Consider the following 15,677-nt stretch of genomic DNA (forward strand, 5'->3'; position numbering starts at 1 on the left):
CACCATGAAAACCCGTATCGATTTCTACACCGCTTCCCCTGACGCCCTCAAAGCGATGATCGCCCTGGAAACCGCCGTATCGAAGCTGCCACTGGAAAAGAACCTGATCGAACTGGTCAAGCTGCGCACTTCGCAAATCAACGGCTGCGCCTTCTGCCTGGACATGCACAGCGCCGATGCGCGCAAGGGCGGGGAATCCGAGCGCCGCCTGGCGACATTGTCGGCGTGGCGCGAAACGCCATTCTTCACCGACCGTGAACGTGCCGCCCTGGCCTGGACTGAATCCCTGACCCTGATCAGCCAGACCCACGCGCCGGACGAAGACTACGAACTGGCCGCCGCCCAGTTCGATGCCAGGGAAATGGTCGACCTGACCGTTGCCATCACCACCATCAACGCCTGGAATCGCCTGGCCATTGGCTTTCGCAAAATGCCGGCCGCCTGACCCGCAAACGCATCAATGAGCATCCGGACTCGGCGCGGCCGGTGGTTGCACCTTGCGCATCAAGGGCACCATCGCCGTGGCGATGACGAAGCACACCCCGATCATCAAAAACGCGTCGCCATAGGTTTGCGTCTGGGCTTCGCGGTAGGTCAGCAGCCATAACTGGTGCAGGCTGGCGGTGACCCCGGCGTCACCGCTCTGGCCGAGGGCGGCGAAGTTGTTACCGACCTGGGACAGCCACTGGTTGAGCGCCTCGTTGGTGCTGTTGAGGTTCTCCGCCAACCGGGTGAAGTGCAGGTTGGTGCGGTCATTGAGAATGGTCGCACACGCCGCGATGCCGATGGCCCCGCCCAGGTTTCGCATCAAGTTGAACAACCCTGACGCATGCTTGAGCCGCGCCGGCGCCAGGCCGCCGAGGGTCAAGGTCACGGTGGGCGGCACCGCCAATTGCTGGGCAATCCCGCGCAAGGCCTGCGGCAGCATCAATTCTTTAGCCCCCCAGTCATGGGTGATCGGGCTGAAATCCCACATCGACAGCGCGAACAGCCCAAGGCCGGTCATCATGATCCAGCGCAGGTCGACACGGTTGGCCAGAAAGGCGTACAGCGGAATCGCCATGATCTGGAACACCCCGGTGGAAAAAACCGCCAGGCCAATGTCCAGCGCGCCGTAGCCACGCACCCGACCGAGGAACAGCGGCGTCAGGTAAATCGTGGCGAACAGGCCGATGCCGGTGACGAACGAGAAAAAACAGCCCAAGGCGAAATTGCGATCCTTCAGGGCGCGCAGATCGACGATCGGGTTGGCCACGTGCAAGGTCCGGCCAATGAACGCCAGACCGGCGAGGCCGCTGATCCAGGCAGTGGTAAGGATCGTGCTGTCGCTGAACCAGTTCCAGCGCGGGCCTTCTTCGAGGGTGTATTCCAGGCAGCCGAGGAACAGCGCCAGAAACACCATGCTCAGGTAGTCCGCGCCTTTGAGCAGCGACAGTTCCGGCTGGTCGATTTTCACCAGCATCGGCACGGCCACAGCGACAAAAATCCCCGGTACCAGGTTGATGTAGAACAGCCAGTGCCAGGATGAAATGTCGGTGATCCAGCCGCCGATTACCGGGCCCAGCGTCGGTGCCAGCGAAGCCACGGCACCGATGGTCGCGGCGGCGATTACCCGTTGCTTGCCCGTAAAGAAAATGAACGCCGTGGTGAACACCATCGGAATCATCGAGCCGCCGAGAAACCCTTGCATAGCGCGGAAGGCGATCATGCTCTGGATGTTCCAGGCCACGCCGCACAACAGGCTGGTCAGGGTGAAGCCAACGGCCGAGGCGCAAAACAGCCAGCGGGTGGAGAACACCCGGGACAGCCAGCCGGACAGCGGGATGACGATGATTTCGGCGATCAGGTAGCTGGTCTGCACCCAGGCGGTTTCGTCGGTGCCGGCGGAGAGCCCGCCGCCAATGTCTCGCAGCGAAGCCGAGACAATCTGGATATCCAGTAGCGCAATGAACATGCCGATACACATGCTGGCGAAGGCGAAGACCTTCGTCGCCGTGGCCATGTCCGCGGCATTGAACGGTTGGGCCGGGGCGGCGAGGGCGCGGCTCATGGCGCGCTCGCAACGGCAGGCGTTTCAGGCGCCTTGCGCGTGTCGACTTCGGCAGTCACCGACAGGCCTGGGCGCAGATGGCCGAGTACGCTGTCGGCCGGGTCGAGGTGAATCCGTACCGGCACCCGCTGCACGATCTTGGTGAAGTTGCCGGTGGCGTTTTCCGGTGGCAGCACGCTGAATTGCGAGCCGCTGGCGGGGGCGAGGCTGTCCAGGTGTCCGTGGAATTGCTGGCCCGACAGCACGTCGGCGCGAATCACCACCCGTTGCCCCGGCACCATGTGCGCCAGCTGGTCTTCCTTGAAGTTGGCATCGACCCACAGTCCGCTGGTCGGCACCACCGAGAGCAATTGCGAGCCGGCCTGGGCGTAAGCACCGACCCGCGCCCGGCGATTGCCGATCACGCCGTCGACCGGGGCTTTCAGTTCGGTGTAGCCGACATTCAATTGCGCCAGGTCACGTTCAGCCTTGGCCTGGATCAGCGCGGCGCGGGCTTGTTGTTTCTGGGTGTCGATCACATTCAACTGGCGTTGCGCGGCCAGCAGTTCCGCCTGGGCGCGGTTGCTTTGGGCCTGGGCGGTCTTGAACGTGGCGTTGGCGCGTTGGGCACTTTCCACCGAGACGGCGTTGGTGGTCACCAGTTTTTTGTAGCGGGCATCGTCGTCTCGCGAGCGGGAGGTTTCGGCACCGGTGGCTTCGATGCCAGCGCGGGCCTGGCCGATCACGGCCTGTTGCAGTTGTTCGGTGGCGTCGAGGTTGGCCAGCAAGGCTTGCTGGGCGGCCACTGCGCCTTCGGCCTTTGCCAGGTTGGCGCGGTAGTCGCGTGAGTCGAGACGGATCAGCACGTCACCGGCCTTGACCGGCTGATTGTCGGTTACCAGCACTTCATCGATATAACCCGCCACCTTCGGCCCGATTACCGTCACGTCGCCGCCGATGTAGGCGTCGTCGGTTACCTCGATGAAGCGCCCGGCGGTCCACCAATGCGCCCCGTAAACGCCGGCCAACACCAACGCGGCGATGCCCACGGTGGGCAGCAACAGGCGCTTGAGCAGGGGACGCTTGGCCGGTTTCACCGGGGTGTCCAGGTCGGGTTCTACGGTGGACATGCTGGTCATGGCGAGATACCTGTCGCGGGCGGGCGCTTGATTATGATGCTCGTAATATGACGCAGGTAATATTTTGTGGCAAATGATTTTTGCTGCCGGTCGTCAGGTGATTGGCTAGATAGGGGGCAGTTAAATATGGGGTGTTCGATCTGACGCCTTCGCGGGCAAGCCCGCACAGGTTTTGAGTTGAACTGACCATTCAGATCGCCGAGGTTCCATGAGTCGTCCTCCGGCCCCCGGTTCAGGTGCTTGCGCAACCTGTGCATGGAGCGATCTTCTCCGTGACTGGCCGCGTGGAACGGCTTTGTGTTCTGAGGGGGAATCTAGGGGACGTGGCCTCGGTCTCCGGATGCTAGCGCAACTTGTAGGAGCTGGCTTGCCAGCGAAGACGGTGAGTCAGTCAGCGATGATGGTGACTGACAGAATGCCTTCGCTGGCAAGCCAGCTCCTACAAGAGCGTGCTTGGGATCAGACGCGTTCAAAAATCGCCGCAATCCCCTGGCCGCCACCGATGCACATGGTCACCAGCGCGTAACGGCCGCCGGTGCGATGCAGTTCGTGGATGGCCTTGGTGGCGATGATCGCGCCGGTCGCGCCCACCGGGTGACCCAAAGCAATACCCGAACCGTTCGGGTTGACCTTGGCCGGGTCGAGGTCCAGTTCCTGGCTCACGGCGCAGGCTTGGGCGGCGAAGGCGATGTTGGCTTCGATCACGTCCAGGTCGGCGACGGTCAGGCCGGCGCGCTTGAGCGCCAGGCGGGTGGCCGGGATCGGGCCCAGGCCCATGAACTCCGGTTCGACGCCGGCGTGGGCGTAGCTGACCAGGCGGGCAAGTGGCTTCAGATTGTTGGCCTGGACCGCGGTGCCGGTGGCCATGACCAGCGCAGCGGCGCCGTCGTTGAGGCCCGAGGCGTTGCCGGCGGTAACCGAGCCGTCCTTCTTGAACGCCGGCTTCATCGCCGCCAGTTGTTCCAGGGTCGTGGCACGCGGGTGTTCGTCGACATTGAACAGTTTGACGCCTTTGCGATCCTGGATTTCCACGGTCGCGATCTGCTCGCTGAAGTAGCCGTTGGCAATCGCGTGGGCGGCGCGTTTCTGGTCTTCCAGGGCCAGGGCGTCCTGCATTTCGCGGGTGATGCCGTTGCGTGCAGCGACGTTCTCGGCGGTGATGCCCATGTGGATGCCATGGAACGGGTCATGCAGGATGCCGAGCATGTAGTCGATGACCTGGGCGTTGCCCATGCGCGAACCCCAACGGGCGCTCGGCATCAGGTACGGGCCACGGCTCATGGATTCGGCACCGGCACCGACGACGATGTCGGCATCGCCGAGCATCAGGGTCTGGGCGGCATTGATGATCGCTTGCAGGCCCGAACCGCACAGGCGGTTGACGTTGTAGGCCGGGGTTTCCTTCGGAATGCCGGCGTTCATCGCAGCGACGCGGGAGATGTAGGCATCGCGGGTTTCGGTCGGGATCACGTTGCCCATCACCAGGTGGCCAACGAGCGCCGGGTCTACGGCGGCGCGTTCCAGGGCAGTTTTCACGGCCGTGGTCGCGAGGTCGGCCAGTGGCACGTCCTTGAGCGAACCGCCGAAGGTACCGATGGCGGTACGGGCGGCGCTGACGACGTAGATGTCTGGAGTGTTCATGGCTGGTTTCCTTTCGGTGGATGCTTATCTGTACTGCGATTGAGCAGGGCGTTCAAGGCGGTTTTCGCCTCGTCGGTGTTCAGGCGCTGAATGAACAGCGTGTTTTCTTCGCGCAACGTGGCTTGCAGTTCCGTCAACGTCGCCTGCTTCATCAATTGCCGGGACTGGCGCAAGGCTTGCTGCGGCAGGGCCAGCAAGCGCTGGGCGATTTTCGTCGCCGCCGCCAGGCATTGTTCGCCATCGTCGAAGGCTTCATTGGCAATGCCCCAGTTCACCGCGTCATTGCCGTCCAGGCCGTTGCCCAACAGCAGCAAACTCGCGGCGCGGGCGTGACCGAGGCGACGTGGCAGCAGCAGGCTGGCGCCGAACTCAGGGCACAGGCCGATGTTGACGAACGGCATGCGCAACTTGGCATTGCGGGTGACCAGTACCTGGTCGCAATGCAGCAGCAATGTAGTGCCGATGCCGATGGCCGCCCCGCAGACGGCCGCGACCAGCGGCTTTTGCAGATGGATGACGACTTTCATCAAGCGGAACGCCGGGGCATCGAGGTGCGTCGGCGGGTGCTGGAGGAAATCCACCAGGTCATTGCCGCTGGTGAAGCACGCCGGGCCACCGGTGAGGATGATCACGCCAGTGTGCTCGTTTTCGTCGGCGGCCAGCAACAGGTCGGCCAGGCGCGTGTACATGGCGTTGTTCAGCGCGTTGAGCTTGTCGGGACGGTCGATGGTCAGCGTCAGCACGCCCTCCTTCAACTCGTGTTTGATCAGGTCTGTCATCACAGGCTCCTCGGTTCAGGCTGCCACTTTAAGCGCCGGACAAACCCTGATCTATGGCAAAACGGGTCAACTGCGCTGCCGCTTTTTGCCATGCCAATGCTCCAAAAACGACACACACCCATTCGGGGTATGGCCCGGCTTGGCGAATCGTCCAATAGTGGCGGCATCCGCTCATCCAGAGCCGAACTCGCTATAAGGTGCATTTGCTATGGGCAAGACGCTGCTTAAGGTGATTTCCAGTCTGTTTGTTGTACCGCTGACCTTCAACGCCTATGCCGCTCAAGTGGACGACAGCAACACGCTGCGGCTCTATAACTGGGCGGATTACATCGGCGAAAAAACCATCGCCGATTTCGAAAAGGCCACCGGTATCAAAGTGGTCTACGACACCTTCGATTCCTATGAAACGGTACAGGCCAAGCTGCTCACCGGCCATTCCGGTTACGACCTGATCGTGTTGAACGCCTCTCTGGCGCCGCCGCTGATCAAGGCCAAGGTGTTCCAGCCGCTGGACAAAAAACAGCTGCCGGGCTGGACCAACCTCGACCCGCAGATCATCGAGGACCTGCAAGGCTACGACCCTGGCACCCAATACTCGGCGCCTTACACCTGGGGCAGCAACGGCGTGACCTACAACGTCGACAAGATCAAGGAACGCATGCCGGACGCACCGATCGGTTCGCTGGCGATGATCTTCGACCCGAAGATCGTCTCGCGCTTCGCCGACTGCGGCGTGACCCTGCTCGATGCGCCGACCGAAGTCATCCCGATGGCCCTGACCTACCTGGGCCGCGACCCGCGCAGTGCCGCGCCGGCGGACTTGAAAGCCGCGCAGGACTTGCTGTTGTCGGTACGGCCATACATCCGCAAATTCGACTCGGTCAATTACCTGACCAGCCTGCCCAACGGCGACGTGTGCATGGCCATGACCTGGTCCGGCGACTACGCCACGGCGATGGCCCGCGCCCAGGAAGCCAAGAAGCAGATCAACCTGGCGTACTTCATTCCCAAGGAAGGTTCGCTGATCTGGTTTGACAACATGTACATCCCGGCCGATGCGACCCACGTCGCCAACGCACACAAGTTCCTGGAGTACCTGATGCAGCCGCAAGTGATGGCCGACGTCAGTGATTTCATCAACTACGCCAACAGCAACGCCGCAGCCACACCGTTGTTGAACGCCGAAGTGCGCGACAACCCGGCGATTTACCCCGATGCACAAACCCGCGAACGCCTGTTCCCGCAGAAAACCCAGGACGCCAAGGACATGCGAGCGATTACCCGTGTCTGGAGCACGGTAAAAAGCGGCATCTGACACTGACGCACCCCCGACGTCTTTCGATCGTTAGTTAAATTGGTTAGAGGTTTTTTATGGCGACCCCAACACGCAGCGTTTTTTCGCCAGCGGATGAGTCCCGGCTGGTCAAGGCCGACAAGGCCCACCACATGCACGGCTACCACGTGTTCGACGAACACGCCGAACAAGGCTCGTTGAACATCGTCGCAGGCACAGGTGCCTACATCTACGACACCCAGGGCAACCGCTTTCTCGATGCGGTGGGCGGCATGTGGTGCACCAACATCGGCCTGGGCCGCGAGGAAATGGCCGAGGCCATCGCCGACCAGGTGCGTCAGCTGGCCTACTCCAATCCTTTCTGCGACATGTCGAACAACGTGGCCATCGAGCTGTGCGAAAAACTCGCCAGCCTGGCGCCGGGCGATCTCGACCATGTGTTCCTGACTACCGGCGGCTCTACCGCCGTGGACACCGCCTACCGGCTGATCCAGTACTACCAGAACTGTCGTGGCCTGCCTGAGAAGAAGCACGTCATCGCGCGGTTCAACGCCTATCACGGCTCCACCACACTGACCATGTCGATCGGCAACAAGGCCGCCGACCGGGTGCCGGAATTCGACTACGCCAACCCGCTGATCCACCACGTCTCCAACCCGAACCCGTACCGTGCGCCGGACGGCATGGACGAGGCTCAGTTTTTGGAGTTCCTGGTCAAGGAGTTCGAAGACAAGATCCTCTCGATTGGCGCGGACAAAGTCGCCGGGTTTTTCGCCGAGCCGATCATGGGCTCCGGCGGGGTGATCATTCCGCCTCGCGGCTATCTCAAGCGCATGTGGGAGGTGTGCCAACGCTACGACATCCTGTTCGTCGCCGACGAGGTGGTGACCTCGTTCGGACGCCTGGGCAAGTTCTTCGCCTCTTATGATGTGTTTGATGTGCAGCCGGACATCATCACCACCGCCAAGGGCCTGACTTCGGCGTACCTGCCGCTGGGCGCGTGCATCTTTTCCGACCGCATCTGGAAGGTCATCGCCGAGCCGGGCAAGGGCCGCTGCTTCACCCACGGCTTTACTTACAGCGGGCACCCGGTGTGCTGCACGGCGGCGCTGAAGAACATCGAGATCATCGAGCGGGAAAACCTGCTGGCGCATGTCGACACGGTGGGCGCTTATCTGGAAGAACGCCTGGCGACTCTGCGCGACCTGCCGCTGGTGGGCGATGTGCGCTGCTTGAAGTTGATGGCCTGCGTGGAGTTCGTGGCGGACAAACGCACCAAACAATTGTTTGCCGACGAGATCAACATCGGCGAAATGATTCACTCTCGAGCGCAAGCCCGGGGCTTACTGGTGCGGCCGATCATGCACCTCAACGTCATGTCGCCGCCGTTGATCCTGACGTTTGCCCAGGTCGATGAAATCGTCGAGACCTTGCGTGTGTGCATTCTGGAAGTGGCCGCCGAGCTTGAAGCGAGCGGACAGTACGCGGGCCAATGATTTCATCAGTCAGGCTGTTACCAAGGGCTTGTTCAGCCGCTAGACTGCGGGGCATGAGCAAACCAGACGACGATACGCTGATCGCGATGCCCTTCGGGGCGTTGCACAAATGGCATGGGGGAATGCGCGAGGCATTCGCCCATGTCGATGAGCCTGACGCCTTGCAACACCTGGCGTCGGCGCTGGCGCAGCTGGTGTCCGTGGAGTCGATGATGATCAGCCTGGAGCGCAAGGACCGCGCACCGCAGTTGCTGCATCAGCGCGGGATTGCCCAGGAGTATCAGGTCTCGATGCTGGAGCGTTATTTTTCCGGAGGGTATATGCTCGACCCGTTCTGCCTGGCGGTGGAGCAGGGGTTGGCGCAAGGCTTCTATCACCTGGAGGAAATCGCCCCGGACAATTTCTTCGACAGCGACTACTACAAAGCCTATTACCTGAAGGCGGGCTGTTCGGAAGACAGCTACTACATCGTCGACATCGGCAATGACACGAAGATTTCCGTCAGCCTCTATCAGGGGTTTGGCGGCGAATGCCTGAGCGCCGATCAACTGAATCTGCTACGCGCCGTAGAGCCGTTGGTGCGTGAGTTCATCAACGAATTCAGCCAACGCGGGATGCTGCGCAGTCACGAGATCCAGTGCGATAAAGAGCAGGGCCTGCGTGATGATCTCAAGCACCGGGTGCAGGCGGCGTTCGAGCATTTCGGCAGTGATTTGCTCACCGAACGCGAGCGGGAAGTGGCGCACATGATCTTGCGTGGGCACTCGGTGAAATCCACGGCGAGCCAGATGAGCATCTCGCCAGAGACCGTGCGCATGCACCGCAAGAACCTGTACCTGAAACTGGAAGTGAGTTCGCAGTCGGAACTGTTTGCGCTGTTTATCGAGTGGTTGCGCAAGCACTGACTTTTCAGGATTACCCATAACCCTGTGGGAGCGAGCCTGCTCGCCAAAAACCCGAGAGCACCGCGTTAATCCAGAAAACGCGTGCCATCGTTCACGACCATCGCGAGCAAGCTTGCTCCTACCGTGATTTGTGGATGCCGCAGATTTTGTATCCGACCGAAAACCCTGTGGGAGCGGGCTTGCCCGCGAAGAGGCCAGTACGTCCCACAGAGATGCCGGATGAGGATCAATCCTCGCGCTTAACCACCAAGGTCAAAATGTCATAACTGGCCACCAGTTCGCCGAGCTGGTTGGTCACTTCCACATCCCACGCCACCACCCCTTGCGGGATGCCTTGCGGGCTCTTCTTGCCCTGGTCGATCTTGCGTTTGCACGTCAGGCGCGCCTGGATGGTGTCGCCGATGCCCACCGGGTTGATGAAGCGCAGGGTGTCAAGGCCGTAGTTGGCCAGCACTGGACCAACACCCGGGGATACAAAGAGCCCGGCCGCGGCCGACAACACAAAGTAACCGTGGGCGATACGCTTGCCGAATTGCGATTCCTTGGCGGCGATGTCGTCGAAGTGCATGTAGAAGTGGTCGCCCGACAGGCAGCCGAAGTTCACCAGGTCTGCCTCGGTGACGGTGCGGCGGTGAGTCAGCAGCGACTCGCCGATCTGCAGGTCCTGGAAGTAGCGACGGAACGGGTGCACGTCGGTCTCGATGACCTTGGCGCCGCGCACGAACTCGCCGGTGACCGCCGCTAGCATGGTCGGCGAACCTTGTACCGCCGCGCGTTGCAGGTAGTGCTTGACTGCGCGCAAGCCGCCGAGCTCTTCACCGCCACCGGCACGACCCGGACCGCCGTGCTTGAGTTGTGGCAGCGGCGAGCCGTGGCCGGTGGATTCGCCCGCGCAATGGCGATCCAGCACCAGCAGACGCCCGTGCAAGGCTGCTGCGACCGGAATGGCTTTGGCGGCGATTTGCGGATCCTTGGTCACCAGGCTGGCCACCAGGCTGCCTTTACCGCGAGCGGCCAGGGCCAGCGCTTCGTCGAGGTCGTCGTAGGCCATCAGGGTGCTGACCGGACCGAACGCTTCGATGTCATGGGCGCCGCCCTCGGCATGCGGATCGCGGGCCTGTAACAGCGTCGGTGCGAAGAACGCGCCTTTGTCGACATTTACACCACGGGGTTCGAAACCGTCGCGGGCGCCGAACAGCAGGTCGCTGCTCTGCAACAGGGCTTCCAGACGCTCGGCCACGTCTTTCTGTTGGTCGTGAGAGGCCAGCGCACCCATGCGCACGCCTTCCACCGACGGGTCGCCAACCACGACTTTGGCCAGACGATCGCGCAGCCGCGTGGCGACCGCATCGATGTGCTGGGCCGGGACAATGGCGCGGCGGATGGCGGTGCATTTCTGCCCGGCCTTGGTGGTCATTTCACGGGCCACTTCCTTGATGAACAGCTCGAACTCTTCGTCATCCGGGGTTACGTCCGGGGCGAGGATCGCGCAGTTCAGCGAGTCGGCCTCGGCGTTGAACGGCACCGAGTTGCGGATCAGGTTCGGGTTGACCCGCAGCTTGGCCGCGGTGTTGGCGGAACCGGTGAAGGTCACCACGTCCTGGCCTTGCAGGCGGTCGAGCAGGTCGCCGGTGCTGCCGATGATCAGTTGCAGGCTGCCCGCTGGCAGCAGGCCCGATTCATCCATCAAGCGCACCACGGCTTCGGTCAGGTAACTGGTGGCGCTGGCCGGTTTGACGATGCACGGCATGCCGGCGAGGAAGCTCGGCGCGAATTTCTCCAACATGCCCCAGATCGGGAAGTTGAAGGCGTTGATGTGCACCGCCAGGCCACCGCGAGGCACCAGGATGTGGGTGCCGGCGAAGGTGCCCATCTTGCTCAGCTGCATTGCCGGGCCTTCATGGACGACGTTGCCCGATGGCAACTCGCGCGAGCCGAGGCTGGCGTAGGTGAAGAGCGTGCTGTTGCCGCCTTCGATGTCGATCCAGCTGTCGGCACGGGTCGCGCCGCTGTGGTGGGAAATCGCGTAGAGCTGTTCCTTGCGCTCGCTCAGGTACAGGGCCAGGGCCTTGAGACGCTGGGCGCGCTGCTGGAAGTCGAGCGCCATCAAGCCACTGATGCCTTGGCGACGGCCGTGCTCGATGGCTTCGGCGAAGTCCGGGCGCTCTTCATGGGTACGGGCGATTTCATGACCGTCGATGGCGCTGCGCAGGATTTGTGCGCCGTGTTGGCCGATCCAGCGACCGGCGATGAAGCTTTGCAGGGTAGGGGCTTGGGACATCGGGAGGCTCCATAGAATTAAGGATGTAGGTGGACGCCGGCGCCGGGTGGGAAACTTCTGCCCCGGCAGACTGGCCCACTTCCCTGTAGGCGCTGGCTTGCCAGCGATGACGTCAGTGAAAGCACCGTCACTCTTGAGGTCGCCTTCGCTGGCAAGCCAGCTCCTACAGGTTGTGTGTTCGCTTTGTTAGAGCTGGTCGAAGTCCAGCACCACCTTGTCGCTGATCGGGAAGGCCTGGCACGACAGCACATAACCGGCGGCCACTTCGTAGTCTTCCAGGGCGTGGTTGCTGTCCATCTCCACTTCGCCTTCGATGACCTTGCACTTGCAGGTCGAGCACACGCCGGCCTTGCACGAGTAGGGCAGTTCGGCGCCTTGCTCGTTACCCGCGTCGAGGATGCTCAGGCTGTTGCGTGGCAAGTCGAACGCCAGGGCGCGGCCGTCGCTGATCACGGTGATCTGGCTGACCGCCGCATCGACCTGGCGTGCCGCTTCGCGAGCGGCGCGTTTCTGCTCGCTGCCGGCGGCGGCGAACAGCTCGAAGTGGATGCGATCAGTGGCCATGCCTTTGGCCTTGAGGCTGTCGCGCACGGTCTCGGTCATTTCCTGCGGGCCGCAGATGAACGCGGCGTCCATCGCTTTCACATCGAGCCAGCGGCTGAACAGTTGCTCGCATTTCTCGGCGTTGATCCGGCCGTTGTACAGATCGACGTCCTGCTGCTCGCGGCTGAACACGAAGATCAGGTTCAGGCGTTGCAGGTAGCGGTTTTTCAAGTCTTCCAGTTGTTCGCGAAACAGCGCGCCGGAGCTGGAGCGATTGCCGTACAGCAGGGTGACGCGGCTGTGGGGCTCGGTTTCCAGGGTGGTCTTGATGATCGACAGGATCGGCGTGATACCGCTGCCCGCCGCCACGGCCAGGTAATTGCCATGGCGCGCCGGGTCGAGTTCGACGCAGAAGTGCCCGGCCGGTGGCATGACTTCCAGGGTGTGCCCGGCTTTCAGCTGTTCGTTGGCAAACGCCGAGAAGCGTCCACCTGCGACACGCTTGACCGCGACACGCAGTTCACCGTCGTTGACACCGGTGCAGATCGAATACGAGCGGCGGACTTCTTCGCCGTCCAGGTGGGTGCGCATCACCAGGTGCTGGCCCTGGGTGAAGTGAAAGCTGTCTTGCAGGTCTTGCGGAATGTCGAAGGCGATGGACACCGCGTCACGGGTCTCGGCGCGCACGTCCTTGATGGTCAGGCTGTGAAATTTGCTCATTGTTGTTCTCCAGCTGGGACGGCCGATGCGCCGCTCAGATGCACTTGAAATAGTCGAACGGTTCCCGGCAATCGACGCAGCGGTACAGGGCCTTGCACGCGGTGGAGCCGAACTCGCTGAGCACCTCGGTGTGAGCGCTGCCGCATTGCGGGCAGGCAACCAACGGGCTTTCGCCGAGCAGGCTGCGCTTGCTGGTGCTGCCCTCCGGCGGCGCGATGCCGTAGGCGCGCAGGCGTTCGCGACCGCTGTCGCTGATCCAGTCGGTGGTCCACGCCGGGGTCAATTTGCGCTCAAGCTGTGGCGCCTTGAATCCGGCCAGTTCCAGTGCGTCGCGGATGTCGCTCTCGATCACTTCGGTGGCCGGGCAACCGGAGTAGGTCGGCGTGACCACCACGTGAAGGTGACCGGCCTGCCAGTCCAGGTCGCGGACGATGCCCAGGTCGACGACGCTGACCACCGGCACTTCCGGGTCCATGACTTCGGACAGGATCGCCCACGCGGCGGCGAGGTCGGTCGGTTGAGCCGGCCGGGCGCCGAGGTCGCTGGCGATCAGATCACCAGGTTGCATCGGGGTACGCTCGTGGCAGGCACTGCATTTCCGCCAGCAAAATGCCCAGGTGTTCGCTGTGCAGGCCGCGACGGGCATTGAGGTAGAAGTAGTTGGCGGCGGCCGGGACGGGCAGGGTGGCGCTGGCGAAAATCGCTTCGACCCTGGCCTGCCACTGTGCGGCGACGCTGGCGATGTCCGGGGTAATGCCGGCTTCGCACAGGCGCTGTTCGCTGTCGTCGGTAGCGATGAGCTCGATGGTGAAACGCCAGACTTCCGGAATCGCCGCGAGCATACGCTTGTGGCTTTCTTCGGTGCCGTCACCCATACGCTCGATCCATTCGCCGGAGCGGCGCAGGTGATAAGTCACTTCCTTCACCGCTTTGGCGGCGATGCCGGCAATGCGCTCGTCGCTGGACTGGCTCAGGCCCTGCAACACCGGCAAATGCCAGGCGTCATAGAGGAACTGCTTGAGCATGGTCACCGCGAAGTCACCGTTGGGTTGTTCCACCAGCAGCAGGTTGCGGTAGGCGCGCTCGTCACGGCGGAACGCCAGGTGATCGGCATCGCGGCCGTCGTCCAGCAGTTCGGCGGCGTATTCCAGCCAGTGGCGCGCCTGGCCCACCAGGTCGAGGCCGACGTTCATCAGCGCCAGCTCTTCTTCCAGTGCCGGGGCCTTGCCGCACCATTGGCACAGGCGCTGGCCCTGGATCAGGGCACTGTCGCCGAGGCGCAGCAGGTATTCGATCAAATCGGTCTTGTTATTCATGGTCGACCTCACATGTGCCCGACTTCGGCCGGCAGCTCGTAGAAGCTGGCGTGGCGATAAACCTTGTCGTCCGACGGGTCGAACAGCGGGTCTTTCTCATCCGGCGACGACGCGGTGATCAATGCCGATGGCACCACCCACAGGCTCACGCCTTCGCTGCGACGGGTGTAGAGCTCGCGCGCGTTCTCGATGGCCATGGTGGTGTCGGCGGCATGCACGCTGCCGACATGCTTGTGGTTCAGGCCGTGCTTGCTGCGCACGAAAACTTCGAAGAGGGTCCACTCGGACATGACATTCACTCCACATCGGTTGCTTTGTAGGAGCTGGCTTGCCAGCGAAGACGACAGTGAAATCGCCGCTACTCTGGAGGCCGCCTTCGCTGGCAAGCCAGTTCCTACACGGTTTGTTGGGCCGGATCAGGCGGCGTTCTTGTTTTGTTTTTTACGGGCGTGGGCGACGGCGGCCTCACGAACCCAGGCGCCGTCTTCCATCGCCTTGCGGCGGGCGGCGACGCGTTCGACGTTGCACGGGCCGTTGCCCTTGAGCACTTCGTAGAATTCGTTCCACTGGATCTCGCCGAAGTCGTAGTGACCGCGCTCGGCATTCCACTTCAGGTCCGGGTCGGGGCAGGTGCAGCCCAGCAGTTCCAGTTGCGGGATGGTCTGGTCGATGAAGCGCTGGCGCAGTTCGTCGTTGCTCTGGCGCTTGATTTTCCAGGCCATGGACTGGGCACTGTTCGGCGAGTGTTCATCGCTTGGGCCAAACATCATCAGCGACGGCCACCACAGGCGGTTGATCGCGTCCTGGACCATGTCTTTTTGCGCCTGGTTGCCGTGGCGCATCATGGTCAGGAGGATTTCGTAGCCCTGGCGCTGGTGGAAGCTCTCTTCCTTGCAGATGCGCACCATCGCCCGCGAATACGGGCCGTAGGAGGTGCGTTGCAGCACCACCTGGTTGACGATCGCCGCGCCATCGACCAGCCAGCCCACCGCGCCCATATCGGCCCAGTTCAGCGTCGGATAATTGAAGATGCTCGAATACTTGGCCTTGCCGCTGTGCAGCTTGGCGATTTCTTCGTCGCGGTCGGCGCCCAGGGTTTCCATGGCGCTGTACAGGTACAGGCCGTGACCGGCTTCGTCCTGGATCTTGGCCATCAGTTGCAGTTTGCGTTTGAGCGACGGCGCGCGGGTGACCCAGTTGCCTTCGGGCAGCATGCCGACGATTTCGGAATGGGCATGCTGGGAAATCTGCCGGATCAGTGTCTGGCGGTAGGCATCTGGCATCCAGTTCTTGGCTTCGATCTTTATTTCTGAATCGATTTTTTCCTGGAAGGCGCGTTCCTGTTCGGACATCTCCGACAGGTCCTTGATGCGCTTGACACCGGTTTCTACGAGCTGTGCGTACATTTTTGTTCTCCCGCCTTGAATCTGTTCTGAGGCATGGAGAACTTTATAAGCGATACAGAAATTAATATCAAACACAAAATGACGTGTCGTATTTATTTTTGGTATCGCTTTGGCGGTTTCTTCGGTAA

At 62.1% G+C, this 15,677-nt stretch carries 14 protein-coding genes; 4 read left to right on the forward strand and 10 right to left on the reverse strand.

All coding sequences use genetic code 11. The features are described from left to right. The first annotated feature begins 4 nt into the window (after nucleotides 1-4). A complete protein-coding gene (locus tag J1D76_RS21425) occupies nucleotides 5-445 on the forward strand; it encodes a carboxymuconolactone decarboxylase family protein (RefSeq protein ID WP_421140346.1) in 441 nt (146 codons plus the stop codon). A gap of 12 nt (nucleotides 446-457) precedes the next feature. Here the strand turns inward: J1D76_RS21425 and J1D76_RS21430 are convergent, their stop codons facing one another. From J1D76_RS21430 to J1D76_RS21445, 4 genes are all read right to left on the reverse strand, one after another. Continuing rightward, the gene (locus J1D76_RS21430; RefSeq protein WP_421140347.1) at nucleotides 458-2,050 is read right to left on the reverse strand and encodes a DHA2 family efflux MFS transporter permease subunit; all 1,593 of its coding nucleotides are present in this window, start codon (nucleotides 2,048-2,050) and stop codon (nucleotides 458-460) included. Beyond that, on the reverse strand, nucleotides 2,047-3,168 hold the full coding sequence (locus tag J1D76_RS21435; protein ID WP_421140348.1) for an HlyD family secretion protein: 1,122 nt from the start codon (nucleotides 3,166-3,168) through the stop codon (nucleotides 2,047-2,049). The genes J1D76_RS21430 and J1D76_RS21435 overlap by 4 nt, the downstream gene beginning before the upstream one ends. A 459-nt stretch (nucleotides 3,169-3,627) precedes the next feature. Beyond that, nucleotides 3,628-4,809: an acetyl-CoA C-acyltransferase family protein gene (locus tag J1D76_RS21440; RefSeq protein WP_421140349.1), complete on the reverse strand. Its 1,182-nt coding sequence runs from the start codon at nucleotides 4,807-4,809 to the stop codon at nucleotides 3,628-3,630. After that, complete coding sequence (locus J1D76_RS21445; RefSeq protein ID WP_421140350.1) at nucleotides 4,806-5,588, reverse strand: enoyl-CoA hydratase-related protein; 783 nt, start codon at nucleotides 5,586-5,588, stop codon at nucleotides 4,806-4,808. Before J1D76_RS21445 ends, J1D76_RS21440 begins: the two co-directional genes overlap by 4 nt. 208 nt (nucleotides 5,589-5,796) lie before the next feature. Between J1D76_RS21445 and J1D76_RS21450 the strand changes: the two genes are divergently transcribed. From J1D76_RS21450 to J1D76_RS21460, 3 genes are read left to right on the forward strand one after another with little or no spacing between them, the layout of a single operon-like run. Beyond that, complete coding sequence (locus J1D76_RS21450; protein WP_421140351.1) at nucleotides 5,797-6,903, forward strand: polyamine ABC transporter substrate-binding protein; 1,107 nt, start codon at nucleotides 5,797-5,799, stop codon at nucleotides 6,901-6,903. 56 nt (nucleotides 6,904-6,959) lie between these two features. Beyond that, entirely contained in the window at nucleotides 6,960-8,378 is a 1,419-nt protein-coding gene (locus tag J1D76_RS21455) for an aminotransferase (protein ID WP_421140352.1), read from the forward strand. Then, complete coding sequence (locus J1D76_RS21460) at nucleotides 8,375-9,283, forward strand: helix-turn-helix domain-containing protein (protein ID WP_421140353.1); 909 nt, start codon at nucleotides 8,375-8,377, stop codon at nucleotides 9,281-9,283. Before J1D76_RS21455 ends, J1D76_RS21460 begins: the two co-directional genes overlap by 4 nt. A gap of 226 nt (nucleotides 9,284-9,509) precedes the next feature. Here the strand turns inward: J1D76_RS21460 and paaZ are convergent, their stop codons facing one another. From paaZ to paaA, 6 genes are all read right to left on the reverse strand, one after another. Beyond that, nucleotides 9,510-11,564, reverse strand: coding sequence for a phenylacetic acid degradation bifunctional protein PaaZ (gene paaZ / locus J1D76_RS21465; protein ID WP_421140354.1), 2,055 nt, complete (start codon nucleotides 11,562-11,564; stop codon nucleotides 9,510-9,512). Nucleotides 11,565-11,750: 186 nt separating this feature from the next. Next, the gene (gene paaE / locus J1D76_RS21470; RefSeq protein ID WP_421140355.1) at nucleotides 11,751-12,827 is read right to left on the reverse strand and encodes a 1,2-phenylacetyl-CoA epoxidase subunit PaaE; all 1,077 of its coding nucleotides are present in this window, start codon (nucleotides 12,825-12,827) and stop codon (nucleotides 11,751-11,753) included. Between the two features lie 34 nt (nucleotides 12,828-12,861). Then, complete coding sequence (gene paaD / locus J1D76_RS21475) at nucleotides 12,862-13,395, reverse strand: 1,2-phenylacetyl-CoA epoxidase subunit PaaD (protein WP_421140356.1); 534 nt, start codon at nucleotides 13,393-13,395, stop codon at nucleotides 12,862-12,864. After that, on the reverse strand, nucleotides 13,382-14,143 hold the full coding sequence (paaC, locus tag J1D76_RS21480) for a 1,2-phenylacetyl-CoA epoxidase subunit PaaC (RefSeq protein ID WP_421140357.1): 762 nt from the start codon (nucleotides 14,141-14,143) through the stop codon (nucleotides 13,382-13,384). The genes paaD and paaC overlap by 14 nt, the downstream gene beginning before the upstream one ends. Nucleotides 14,144-14,151: 8 nt before the next feature. Next, nucleotides 14,152-14,433, reverse strand: coding sequence for a 1,2-phenylacetyl-CoA epoxidase subunit PaaB (paaB, locus tag J1D76_RS21485; RefSeq protein ID WP_007943393.1), 282 nt, complete (start codon nucleotides 14,431-14,433; stop codon nucleotides 14,152-14,154). Nucleotides 14,434-14,559: 126 nt separating this feature from the next. Further along, entirely contained in the window at nucleotides 14,560-15,549 is a 990-nt protein-coding gene (gene paaA / locus J1D76_RS21490) for a 1,2-phenylacetyl-CoA epoxidase subunit PaaA (RefSeq protein WP_421140358.1), read from the reverse strand. Nucleotides 15,550-15,677: the final 128 nt, after the last annotated feature.

The sequence above is a fragment of the Pseudomonas sp. NFX15 genome, from assembly GCF_049132105.1.
Classification (GTDB): domain Bacteria; phylum Pseudomonadota; class Gammaproteobacteria; order Pseudomonadales; family Pseudomonadaceae; genus Aquipseudomonas.